This is a genomic window from Leptolyngbya cf. ectocarpi LEGE 11479, from assembly GCF_015207065.1.
In the GTDB taxonomy this organism is placed as follows: Bacteria; Cyanobacteriota; Cyanobacteriia; order Phormidesmidales; family Phormidesmidaceae; genus Leptothoe; species Leptothoe ectocarpi.
The window spans coordinates 1-12840 of sequence record NZ_JADEXP010000179.1 but is presented as its reverse complement, the minus strand read 5'-3'; the positions used below and the strand labels follow the sequence as shown (position 1 = coordinate 12840).

Genomic DNA, 12840 nt, shown 5'->3' with positions numbered 1-12840 from the left:
CGTCTACCCGCAGCAGCACCCGGTCCCGCAGCTGATTTGCCATCAACACGCGGTGAACTTCGGTCAAACCTAGCTCCCAGGGCACCCCAGCGTGCTTAATCGAGCTGAGCGGGGATGCACCAGTCCCACCGTCATGTCCTGATACCTGAATAACATCGGCGTTAGCCTTAGCCACGCCTGCCGCAATGGTGCCGATACCTATTTCAGAGACAAGCTTAACTGAGACACCAGCGGCAGGATTGATTTGATGCAGGTCAAAAATCAGCTGCTCTAAATCCTCAATTGAGTAGATATCGTGGTGCGGTGGTGGCGAAATTAGGGTAACCCCTGGCTTAGACCGACGTAAAGAGGCAATGTAGTCGCTAACTTTGCGTCCTGGTAGCTGACCACCCTCACCTGGTTTAGCGCCCTGAGCCATTTTGATTTCGATTTGTTTGGCGCTCATCAGGTACTCAGGGGTGACGCCAAAGCGTCCAGAAGCCACCTGTTTGATGGCAGAGCAGGCGGTATCACCAGACTTGAGACCTTTAAGATGGGGCAAGGTAGCCGAGCGCCCCTGATCGTCGACGTCATTGATAGGTTTGAAACGAACGGCGTCTTCCCCACCTTCCCCAGAGTTAGACTTACCGCCGATGCGGTTCATTGCGATCGCAAGGGTTTCATGGGCCTCCCGCGACAGCGCCCCCAATGACATTCCACCGGTACAGAAACGAGCCATAATCGCTTCCACCGGCTCTACTTGATCCACCGCAATCGGCTCCCGGTCGCTGTTAAAGTCCAGCAAATTCCGCAGGGCCGCCACCGGACTCCCCTTCAGGTGTTCCTGATACACCGCATAGTGATCGTATTGGTTAAGCTTGACCGCCTTGTGCAGCAGCTTGGTCATCTGCGGGCTGTTACTGTGGTACTCCCCCTTGGGGCGCGCCTGCACAAATCCCATGTGCTCCAGACGCTTGATCGTCAGTTCAGGAAACGCCTTACTGTGGAATCGCATGGTTTCCTGGGCCAACTCCGCCACCGTCAGACCACCCAGCCGTGAAATGCTGCCCTTAAAGCCAGCCGCCAAGAGTTCAGGACCAATGCCAAGCGCCTCAAAAATTTGGGCTCCCTGATAGCTAGATAACAAAGAAATTCCCATCTTTGAAAGAATCTTGAGCAACCCCTCTTCCACCGCTTTACGGTAGTTAGCCTGGGCTCCGTTCAAAGTAGTGGCGGGCAGCTTACCCGAGCCCATTAACTTTTGGGTTTTACTGCTGGCCCACCAATGTCGTACGCTCTCCAGCGCCAAATAGGGACAGACAGCACTCGCGCCGTACCCCACTAAACAAGCAAAGTGGTGGGTGGTCCAGCACTGGGCCGTATCCACGAGTAGCGAAGCTCGCATCCGTAAACCATCACCGATTAAGTGATGGTGCACAGCTCCCACCGCCAGCAACGGTGGAATATAGGTATGGCTAGCCGATACCGTCGCAGCCTGACCATCACCATCAATGCGATCGCTCAAAATCAAAATTTCAGCACCGGCCTGCACCGCCTGATCGGCCTGGGCACAAAGACGCTCAAGGGCCTGACCTAATCCCTGAGGGCCATCGCCAACAGCATATAAGGTGGACAGACTCGCTACTGACAGCTGCCCTTTGCGAATCATCTCCAACTCGTTATCGTTAACGACGGGGGACTTCAGTTTAATTAGGCGACTTGGCTGCTCGTCTAACAAATTATGACGCTGGCCCAGCTGCATCTGTAGCGACATTACTAACCGCTCCCGCAACGGATCAATGGGAGGATTAGTCACCTGGGCAAACCGCTGTTTGAAATAGTTATAGAGCACATGGGGCTTATCGGATAGAACCGCCAGCGGAGCATCGTTCCCCATGCAGTAGGTGGGCTCCTTGGCCTGGGCCGCCATGTCCTGAATCACCATCTCCAAATCTTCCGCCGTATACCCAAACGCCGTTTGATGTGTTAACAACGTCTGCTCTTCTAAATGAGACTCTTCACGGAAGAGCTGGGGAGCAATATCCTGACGGTGAGCACTCAGCCAGTCTCCATAGGGCTGAGCCTGGGCTACCCGCTGCTTGATATCCCAGTTCTTCAAAATTTCATGGGTTTCAAAATCAATGGCAATCATCTGCCCTGGCCCTAGCCGCCCCTTCTCGACGATCTCTTCTGTGGGCAGATCCACCACCCCGGCTTCAGACGACACAACTAAATAGCCACTACGGGTAATGGCATAGCGGGCCGGACGCAGGCCATTGCGGTCCAAGGTGGCCCCTACCTGTTTACCATCACTGAATACCACCAGCGCCGGCCCATCCCAGGGCTCTTGTACACCGCTGTAGTACTCATAAAAGTCAGTAATCTCAGGGTAGTTCAGTAAATCAGGCTGGTTGAGATAGGCTTCAGGCACCATCATCATCAACGCCTGAGCTGGGGTACGTCCTGAACGCACCAACAGCTCCATCACATTATCCAAGTTGGATGAATCACTATTGTCTGCATTTACAATCGGCTTCAGCTGCTCGATACTCTCACCCCACACAGGATGAGCTAAATCCGCTTCGCGGGCCATCATCCAATTGATGTTACCAATCAGAGTATTGATTTCACCGTTGTGACCCAGTAGACGCATTGGGTGTGCCAAGGGCCACTTGGGCATAGTGTTGGTACTAAAACGACGGTGATACACTGCGAATGCGCTCTCGTACTCACCATCTTGTAAATCTAGATAAAACTGTCCGAGCACCTCACTGCGGACCATCCCCTTATAAACCAATGTGCGGCTAGAAAAAGAACACATATAGACTTCTTTTAGCGCCGCTGTGAGGTCATCTGCCCCCTGAACAGCCTCTAAGGAACGCAGCCAGGCACGACGCAGTAGAAACAACTGCCGCTCTAGCGCATCTCCCTCTGCCGTAGAGGCCACTAGCACCTGCTCAATTTGAGGCTCAAACTCTCGAGCTAGAGCACCCAGGGTTGCGGACGCTACGGGCACAGGCCGCCAGCCGATGAGGGTCATCCCAGCAGCCTTGGCGACCTCACCAAACTGCTGCTTAGCAAGCTCTGCAGCTTCACGATGCCGGGGCAAAAATGTCATCCCGACACCGACATTACTCGGCTTAAGTACTTGGTCACCCGCCCAACGCCGCAAAATCCTCCAGGGAATGGCGGTCATAATACCGGCCCCATCACCAGAATCCTGATCGGCACAGCAGCCCCCCCGGTGTTCCATACAGCTCAAGGCATGTAGAGCATCGGCGACTAAACGATGACTGGCGCGTCCTTGCTGATCAGCAATAAATCCCACACCACAGGCATCCCGTTCCTCCACCAATGATTTAGGCCCCAATACCCCTAGCCACTGGGATTGCTGATTTGCTTGAAAATTATCCACACGCTGATTAACCATGAGCCAGTCAAAAGAAGAGAGAAAGAAAACGGTTAGGTACCAAGCTCTCGGCTACTATCGCCGAGAAATGCTGTCGACAGTACTTGGAGAGCCTATCTGTGCCAATACCCCAGAGGAAAAGTAATCGATGATTTATCACCAAGCTGGTAGATCATTTTTCAAAAACCCTGCGGGGAGCCTATCTAATCAGTCAACATCCCTAAACGGTGTCGATGTGTATAGATTGATACACTCCAGGCTGACACAGGGCAATTTTTCCAACAGCAGACAAACGATTGCAAATGCGAGCAATGTTGTAACGACTGTGACGGTGATTACACTGTCTTTACTTTTTAAAAGTAAATCAAATTTAGCGATCCTTCACGACAGCTGACAAACTGTCCAGAGAAATTGCTCACGAAATCCTGAGGATCGATATTATTGAGCGAACATCCTAAATCCGTCAAGACCAGCTGAACGCTTACAAGTCCTTACTCTCGACAAATAGTAAACAGTTACGATAGTTATCTTAGGCATGGTCATTAATCCATAGCTTCGTCATGATGAGCGGCCAAAGAGCAATAGGGAAAAAATAAGGAAAATATGAGGGAATCCTATGGCCCAGGTCTTATTCTTGCTTAACGCTGTTTGACGGACGATTCTTTTTAGAGAGCATCTTTGCTTCATTGCCTATGTCAATGCAAGGTCCCTGGTCCCCCCGCTTAAAAGCATCACTGAGATACTTTGGTTTGATGCTATGTACCTGCATTTTCGTGCTAGGGGCCACTCAGATCAATTCCCATCCTGCCCTGACTAGAGTTATCACCTCATCCATCGGTCAGTCGGCGCTGGCAAACGCGGCAGCGCCGACCGCCAGTGGTCAACAACTCCGCATAAATGGGCGGTTGGTTCCCGGTGCATGGCAACAGCGACGCACCCTAATTGGAATTGCTGATGGGGCGATCGCAAGTCAGCTAGGTGTAGACCTAGGCAGCACCCGCGAACCAAACAAACAGCCAGTTACTTGGTTTTTATCGGCAGGTCCAGGGGTACTCACCCTGCCCGCATGGCAATATGCCAACGATCGCTATCTCGATATTGCCCCCCTGGTGCAGCAGTTCGGCTGGCAGGTCACTCCCCAGGGCACTGTCCTTGATCTAAGGCTGCCATCAAGCCAAATATTGGCTATTCGTCAGGGCCGTCAATCGTGGGGCGATCGATTGGTTTTAGATTTGAGTCAGGCCGCCGCCTGGCAGGTTAGCCCCGCTGCCAATAGCATCACTGTGACAGTGGAAGCAGCCATGGCCAAGGATGCGATCGCACAGTTTAAACTCGCCAACACGAATAATCTTAAAAGCCTTAATATCAGCTCCAGTGGCCAGCGCACCACCTTTACTTTAAATACTGCTGACCACCTCCATCCCCAGGTATGGAGCCTGGCTCAACCTAATCGTCTGGTCATTGATATCCGTCCCGATGCCCTCAGACCGAAAGAAATCCTCTGGGCTAATGGGATTCAGTTTCAACAGCGCTACGTCACCCTCAATCGCGATCGATTTCCTGTCTATACCTTAAGCCTGGATCTCCAGCAGTCCGATTTTGCCCTCCTGCCCCTATCGGCCTTCCCAAACCAGGCTGCTGGCATTAAGCCCCCAACAAATTTAGCCACCCAGTGGCAAACCATAGCATTGATCAACGGTGGTTTTTTCAATCGGAATAACCAGCTACCCCTGGGAGCACTGCGCTACAACAATCGCTGGGTTTCTGGTCCCATCTTAGGACGTGGAGCAATCGGGTGGGATAACCAAGGTAATGTCACTATGGACCGCCTTGCGCTTCAAGCCACCGTCACCGCCAACAATCAAACCTTTACCATCGACACCCTCAATAGTGGCTATGTCAAAGCTGGCATCGCTCGCTATACAGAAAACTGGGGAAGGCAATACACCACTCTGATTGACAACGAAACTGTCATCACCGTTCAAAACCACCAGGTCACAAAAAAACAAACCCTAAGCACCGCAGGCCAAGACACAATTCAAATTCCTCCTGGGGGATATTTATTAGTTCTACGAGCCTTTAATTCCGCTGTCCCTGCATTTTCATCAGGCACCCCCGTTACCCTTAATCAACAGACCCAACCCTCTCGTTTTGAACAACTGCCCCATACACTCGGTGCAGGCCCCTTACTCATAACCCAGGGAAAAATCGTCCTCAATGCCCAACAAGAAGGCTTCAGCCCCAACTTTATCAACGGTCGAGCCCCCAGAAGTGTCGTTGGCTTGGCCCGTAGCGGTCACATCAAATTTATCGCCATTCAAGACCGTATCGGCGGTCGTGGCCCCACATTGACAGAGACAGCCCACATCGTAGAAAAGCTCGGATGTACCGAAGCACTCAACCTAGATGGCGGAGGTTCATCTAGCCTGTATCTCAGTGGACAGCTCATCAACCGCCATCCCCGCACAGCTGCCCGCATCAACAATGCCCTGGGTATATTTGCACAACCCCACCTGCCTTAACAAATCGCCCATAAAAGTACCCGTGATTGAAGCAAGCTTTAAGCTATCCCCTATAAGTTGAAGACTGCGTTTAGTTAATCGTTTCGGTAGCCCTACGCGTGACGTCTCCCTAATTTCCACTGTTATGATGAGACCTGAATTAAATAGCAGTAGTAATTTTCCTACTGCTATTGGCAGGGTTCGTTTTTGAATGCAACGTTGTTTTTGCGAAAGCGAACCATCCCTTTAGCTCACTTTTATCACGGTAATTAAACCGCTATTCAAACTTTGTGCTAGCCAAAACCAGTGCTGGCATGACCCATACTCTCAGCTATCACAGGCTAAGCGCTGTTTAGCCTTGAAGCACATACAGGGGCAGTCACAATTAAACCGTTAGTCACATATCAACACCTGAATTCTTCCATACAGGAACTATTAACCATGGTCCAAACTCAAGATCGCACCAAAACCGCTGGCCAGGACAGTAAAGAGAGCGTAAGCACTCCCATAAGTAACTCTCCCACAAGCGACACGCGGCCCTGGGGCTCATTCACTGTTCTTGAAGAAGGCAAAGGCTACAAAATTAAGCGTATTGAGGTGAAGCCTGGCCATCGCCTAAGCTTACAGATGCACCATCACCGCAGTGAGCACTGGATTGTAGTATCAGGAACAGCCAAAGTGATTTGTGGCGAAAAAGAAATCCTTCTATGTACTAATCAATCTACCTATGTGCCGGCCTGCACTGCCCACCGCCTAGAAAACTCAGGAGTCATTCCCCTAGTACTCATCGAAGTACAAAACGGAGAATATTTAGGGGAAGACGACATCATTCGCTTCCAAGATGACTATGCTCGCACAGATAAAAAATAGTCATAATCAAAGCCTAGAATAGACTTCCCATCATTCAAAAAATAGAAACCTAGCCTTGGACTATTAAGCCTAGGTAGCCTACAAGCTACCTAGGCTAGCTTGTTACAATACAGGTACTGAACAACCGAACTTCAAGATTTATGGAGACATCGCTAATCTGCGGGTCGTATTGAATGGATAGGATGCTCCCGAAGCAATGGAGCATGTCGCATTTCGCCATAAAAAATCATTGACAATAAAACCCCGGTCTCGATAGGATGGGGTCTCGTGAAAACTTCGAAGCAATAGGCATTAGCCTTTCTCAATATGCCAACCATTCAACAGCTCATTCGGAGTGAGCGAAGTAACGCTCAGAAAAAGACGAAGTCCCCAGCGCTGAAGAGTTGCCCTCAGCGTCGAGGCGTCTGTACTCGGGTTTATACCACTACGCCTAAAAAACCTAACTCTGCATTGCGTAAAGTAGCCAGGGTTAGGCTAACTTCTGGGTTTGAGGTAACCGCTTATATTCCAGGCATTGGCCATAACTTACAGGAGCACTCCGTCGTCATGATTCGCGGCGGGCGTGTTAAGGATCTTCCTGGGGTTCGCTACCACATTATCCGTGGCACCCTTGATACCGCCGGGGTTAAAGATCGCCGTCAAGGTCGTTCCAAATACGGCGCTAAGCGTCCTAAGGAGTAACGGTTCTGCGGCAGCGCACTACGGGAGACGGGCGGGTGTGGCCTTTATTTTCCGTGTAGTTGCAGTGCGTCTGCTAGTGTATGCGCCACAAAACTCTCTAGCTAGACCAGCTGTGGTCAACTCAAGTTGACCTCTAGCACTCAACTCATACGTCTTACTCAAGGATTACTATGTCTCGTCGTTCAAACGCTCAGAAGCGCGTTGTTCCACCCGATTCTGTATACAGCAGCCGACTGGTCAGCATGATGGTCCGACGCATCATGGTTAGCGGCAAAAAATCCCTCTCTCTCCGCATTGTTTACGGAGCCTTCAAACTGATTGAAGAGCGCACTGGCAATGAACCTCTGGAAGTATTTGAACAGGCCGTTCGCAATACCACTCCGCTGGTTGAGGTAAAAGCGCGTCGTGTGGGTGGTGCTACCTACCAGGTTCCGATGGAAGTTCGTGCTGACCGAGGCACAGCCCTATCTCTGCGATGGATCTCCCAATTTGCTCGGCAGCGAGCCGGCAAGAGCATGGCTATCAAACTGGCTAACGAGCTAATGGATGCAGCCAACGAAACGGGTGGAGCCGTTCGTAAACGAGAGGAAACTCATCGCATGGCAGAAGCCAATAAGGCCTTTGCTCACTATCGCTATTAATAGTCAGCGCCGTTTGACGTATAGCAGTATAGCGATACGACTTTTTTAGATATGTCAGTTAAATGCTGCAATCATGGCACGCACATCTCCACTAGAAAAAGTTAGGAATATTGGGATTGCCGCTCACGTTGATGCGGGTAAAACCACCACGACTGAACGCATCCTTTTTTATTCTGGTGTGGTTCATAAGATCGGTGAAGTACACGATGGCAATGCTGTCACTGATTGGATGGAGCAAGAGCAGGAACGTGGCATCACTATTACTGCTGCTGCTATCAGCACAAGCTGGCGCGATCATCAGATCAATATCATTGATACGCCTGGCCACGTTGACTTCACCATTGAGGTCGAGCGCTCAATGCGTGTTCTGGATGGTGTAATTGTTGTTTTTGACTCAGTGGGTGGTGTCCAGCCGCAGTCAGAAACTGTTTGGCGTCAGGCCGACCGTTACAACGTTCCCCGGATTGCTTTTGTCAATAAGATGGACCGCACCGGAGCTAATTTCTTCCGGGTGTACGAGCAAGTCCGTGAGCGGCTCAAAGCGAATGCTGTTCCAATCCAAATACCTATCGGTGCTGAAGATCAGTTCCAAGGTGTGGTCGATTTAGTTGAGATGCGGGCGCACATCTATGCGAATGATTTAGGCACAGACATTGAAGAAGTTGATATTCCTGAAGAGCTGCAGGAGCAAGCAGAGGAGTATAGAACTCTGTTGGTTGAAGCAATTGCTGAAACCGACGATGTTCTTATGGAGAAATACCTTGAAGGTGAGGACTTAAGCGCTCAGGAAATTATGCAGGCTGTGCGCCAGGGGGTAACAAGCGGTGGTTTGGTGCCCATGCTATGTGGGTCTGCATTCAAAAATAAAGGTGTCCAGCTCTTGCTAGATGCGGTAGTTGACTACCTGCCCTCCCCATTAGATATTCCACCGATTCAAGGCACGCTACCTAATGGAGAGACTGGTGAGCGCCCTCCTCAAGACGACGGACCACTGGCGGCCCTGGCGTTTAAGATCATGTCCGATCCCTATGGGCGTCTGACCTTTATCCGCATGTATTCGGGAGTTCTAGCGAAGGGTAGCTATGTGTACAACGCTACTAAGGATAAGAAAGAACGAATTTCCCGATTGATTGTCCTCAAGGCAGATGACCGTATTGAAGTTGATGAACTGTGCTCTGGCGATCTAGGAGCTGTTTTAGGACTCAAGGACACCACAACGGGTGACACAATCTGCACTACCGATAGTCCGATTGTGTTAGAGTCTTTGTTCGTGCCAGAACCCGTCATATCCGTAGCTGTGGAGCCAAAGACCAAGCAGGATATGGAAAAGCTGGCCAAAGCTTTACAGTCACTGTCTGAGGAGGATCCTACATTCAGGGTATCAACCAACCCTGAAACTAATCAGACAGTGATTGCAGGAATGGGGGAGCTTCACCTAGATATTCTCGTGGATCGCATGAAGCGAGAATTCAAGGTCGAAGCAAACATTGGCGCACCCCAGGTTGCCTATCGCGAGACCATTCGCAAGGCGATTACCACTGAAGGTAAGTTTGTGCGCCAAAGTGGAGGTAAGGGCCAATTTGGCCATGTGGTGATTGAGGTCGAACCAGGGGATGAAGGCTCCGGATTTGAGTTTACATCTAAGATTGTTGGTGGCACGGTACCCAAAGAATATATTGGACCCGCTGAAGCTGGCATGAAAGAAAAGTGCGAATCTGGTATCCTAGCTGGGTATCCCGTGATCGACATTAAAGTCGCACTGGTAGATGGTTCTTACCACGATGTGGACTCGTCTGAAATGGCTTTTAAGATCGCTGGATCGATGGCTATTCAAGACGCAGTCACAAAGGCTTCTCCAGTCTTACTGGAACCTATGATGAAAATCGAGGTTGAAGCTCCTGAGGAGTTTCTCGGTGACATCATGGGAGACCTTAACTCTCGTCGAGGCCAGATTGAGGGTATGGGGTCTGAGGATGGACTTGCCAAGGTGAGTGCAAATGTACCCCTGGCTGAAATGTTTGGCTACGCCACTGATATCCGTTCAAAGACTCAAGGTCGAGGCATATTCTCTATGGAGTTTAGTCGCTACGCGGATGTTCCGCGCAATGTGGCTGAGGCGATTATCGCTAGAAACAAAGGGAACGCATAAGTAATTTAGGGACAGAGTAAATAAATGGCACGCGAAAAGTTTGATAGAAGTAAGCCCCACGTTAACATTGGCACCATTGGCCACGTCGACCATGGTAAGACTACTCTGACAGCTGCGATCACCATGACGTTGGCAGCGGCTGGTGGCGCCAAAGCTCGTAATTACGAGGATATTGATGCCGCTCCGGAAGAAAAAGCACGGGGTATCACCATTAATACAGCCCACGTAGAGTACCAGACAGAGACTCGTCACTATGCTCACGTAGACTGCCCCGGACATGCAGACTATGTGAAGAACATGATTACGGGCGCGGCTCAAATGGACGGAGCCATCCTAGTTTGTTCCGCAGCTGATGGCCCTATGCCTCAGACTCGTGAGCATATTCTCTTAGCTAAGCAGGTCGGTGTCCCTCATATCGTTGTTTTCTTGAATAAGCAGGATCAAGTAGACGATGAAGAACTACTTGAGCTGGTTGAGCTCGAGGTTCGTGAACTTCTGAGTTCCTATGATTTTCCTGGTGATGATATCCCCATCGTTGCAGGCTCTGCTCTGAAAGCGGTTGAAGCCCTTCAGGCTAAAGGAGATCTCGGTCGCGGAGAGGATAACTGGGTTGACAAAATCCATGCTCTGATGGACGAGGTTGATGCTTATATTCCCACGCCTGAGCGTGATGTTGATAAGCCTTTCTTGATGGCCGTTGAGGACGTGTTCTCAATTACTGGTCGTGGTACGGTTGCGACTGGTCGGATTGAGCGTGGTAAGGTCAAAGTCGGTGAAACAATTTCGATTGTTGGTATCCGTGACACTGTTGAAAGTACCGTAACTGGTGTGGAGATGTTCCAGAAAACCCTTGATGAGGGTATGGCTGGAGATAATGTTGGCGTTCTACTGCGTGGTGTCCAAAAGGAAGATATTCTGCGGGGTATGGTGCTAGCCAAGCCCAAGAGCATCACGCCTCACACTAAGTTCGAGGCGGAAGTTTACGTACTCAACAAAGAGGAAGGCGGTCGTCACACTCCTTTCTTCCCTGGCTATAAGCCTCAGTTCTATGTACGTACAACTGATGTAACCGGCTCTATTGCCAGTTTCACGGCTGACGATGGTAGTGCTGCTGAAATGGTTATGCCTGGCGATCGCATCAAAATGAATGTGGAGCTGATTAACCCTGTAGCAGTTGAAGCAGGTATGCGCTTTGCTATCCGTGAGGGTGGTCGCACTGTTGGTGCTGGGGTAGTTTCAAAGATTACTGAATAAAAATTACTCAGTAATTTGTTTTAGCTCAATCCGAAGAAGGCATTAGTGCATTAATGCCTTCTTCGTTAACCTGGTCTTTGGACCGATGAACCTTGATAATTGAAGGACACTTGAGTCGTAATGGCTACTATTCAGCAACAAAAGATCCGTATTCGCTTAAAAGCATTTGACCGTCGCCTTTTAGACACGTCTTGCGAAAAGATTGTAGATACCGCTAATCGGACTAACGCCACTGCAATTGGACCGATTCCTTTACCCACTAAGCGCAAAATTTACTGTGTGCTGCGTTCTCCTCACGTAAACAAAGACTCACGAGAGCACTTTGAGACTCGTACACATCGACGTATTATCGATATTTATCAACCTACCTCTAAAACCATTGACGCTCTAATGAAGCTGGATTTACCCGCTGGCGTAGATATTGAGGTTAAGCTTTAGAGCCTTAGCCGAAATGCTCTGACTTAGAAACGTACCAGAGGGAAAATAGTTCACCTGGTTATAAACCTGGGCAACGCTCTTAATGCGGTGCTCAGGTCTTTTTATGGAGCGGTTTGAGATGGGTAATGTTTGAATCTGATGGATAGGTTAGAATAAGCTTGCTGCATTCTGAGGACTAATTCATGCTTTTTATCCTTAAGGATGCATGCTTGCAAGTATCTTCCTACCTGTCATAATGGATTCTGCTTCATCAGTCGCTGTCCGAGAACTACCTTTGTTCCCATTGCCTGAGTTAGTTCTCTTCCCTGGTAGGCATTTACCACTTCATATATTTGAGTTTCGCTATCGCATCATGATGAATACGATCCTGCAGTCAGATCGTCGTTTTGGTGTACTCATGATTGATCCTGATAGTGGCGAGATCTCCAAGGTTGGTTGTTGTGCTGAGGTTGTTCATTTTCAGCGCCTGCCAGATGATCGTATGAAAATCTTGACTATGGGCCAGCAAAGGTTTCGTGTTTTGGACTATGTTCGGGAAAAGCCTTATCGCGTGGGGTTAGTTGAATGGGTTGAGGATGAGGCAGCAGACAAAGACCTATCACCATTAGCCTCTGAAGTAGATCAGCTGCTACGAGATGTTGTCCACCTATCATCTAAACTCACAAGTCAGGAAATTGAATTCCCTGAAAGCGTTCCAGAGTTTCCTTTAGAGCTGTCTTACTGGATCGCTAGCACATTGCACGGTGTCGCCAAGGAACAGCAGCAACTTCTAGAAATGCAAAATACAGCTCAGCGATTGGAACGCGAGGCTGACATTTTAACGTCTACTCGTAATCATTTAGCGGCCCGTACTGCACTAAAGGATGTGCTGCCTGAGGATAGTACATCGTAATCGTCGCAAACTATATGCTGTTATTT

10 protein-coding genes are annotated in these 12840 nt (G+C 49.8%); 9 read left to right on the top strand and 1 reads right to left on the bottom strand.

Translation table 11 applies throughout. The annotated features are described in order from the left end of the window. Positions 1-3409 (bottom strand): glutamate synthase large subunit (gene gltB / locus IQ260_RS18060; protein WP_193994500.1); only part of this gene is annotated, 3409 nt, incomplete at its 3' end. On the opposite strand from gltB, the gene IQ260_RS31525 reads away from it, so the two are divergent. The 9 genes from IQ260_RS31525 (at position 3408) to IQ260_RS18020 (ending at position 12814) form a co-directional block, all read left to right on the top strand. Continuing rightward, entirely contained in the window at positions 3408-3533 is a 126-nt protein-coding gene (locus IQ260_RS31525; protein ID WP_265579550.1) for a hypothetical protein, read from the top strand. The two genes, gltB and IQ260_RS31525, sit on opposite strands and share 2 nt — an antisense overlap. A 607-nt stretch (positions 3534-4140) precedes the next feature. Continuing rightward, positions 4141-5910: a phosphodiester glycosidase family protein gene (locus IQ260_RS18055; protein WP_193994499.1), complete on the top strand. Its 1770-nt coding sequence runs from the start codon at positions 4141-4143 to the stop codon at positions 5908-5910. Positions 5911-6330: 420 nt separating this feature from the next. Next, positions 6331-6759 (top strand): phosphomannose isomerase type II C-terminal cupin domain, encoded by a 429-nt coding sequence (locus IQ260_RS18050; protein ID WP_193994498.1) that lies wholly within the window; start codon positions 6331-6333, stop codon positions 6757-6759. 306 nt (positions 6760-7065) lie between these two features. Then, entirely contained in the window at positions 7066-7440 is a 375-nt protein-coding gene (rpsL, locus tag IQ260_RS18045) for a 30S ribosomal protein S12 (protein WP_006515834.1), read from the top strand. A 170-nt stretch (positions 7441-7610) separates the two neighbouring features. After that, the gene (rpsG, locus tag IQ260_RS18040) at positions 7611-8081 is read left to right on the top strand and encodes a 30S ribosomal protein S7 (RefSeq protein ID WP_193994497.1); all 471 of its coding nucleotides are present in this window, start codon (positions 7611-7613) and stop codon (positions 8079-8081) included. A gap of 73 nt (positions 8082-8154) precedes the next feature. Next, positions 8155-10230, top strand: a complete 2076-nt coding sequence (gene fusA / locus IQ260_RS18035; RefSeq protein ID WP_193994496.1) for an elongation factor G — start codon at positions 8155-8157, stop codon at positions 10228-10230. Positions 10231-10254: 24 nt separating this feature from the next. Continuing rightward, the gene (gene tuf, locus IQ260_RS18030; RefSeq protein ID WP_193994495.1) at positions 10255-11484 is read left to right on the top strand and encodes an elongation factor Tu; all 1230 of its coding nucleotides are present in this window, start codon (positions 10255-10257) and stop codon (positions 11482-11484) included. A gap of 120 nt (positions 11485-11604) precedes the next feature. Continuing rightward, positions 11605-11922: a 30S ribosomal protein S10 gene (gene rpsJ / locus IQ260_RS18025; protein ID WP_006515830.1), complete on the top strand. Its 318-nt coding sequence runs from the start codon at positions 11605-11607 to the stop codon at positions 11920-11922. A gap of 235 nt (positions 11923-12157) precedes the next feature. Continuing rightward, positions 12158-12814, top strand: a complete 657-nt coding sequence (locus tag IQ260_RS18020; RefSeq protein ID WP_193994494.1) for an LON peptidase substrate-binding domain-containing protein — start codon at positions 12158-12160, stop codon at positions 12812-12814. The last annotated feature ends 26 nt before the right edge of the window (positions 12815-12840 follow it).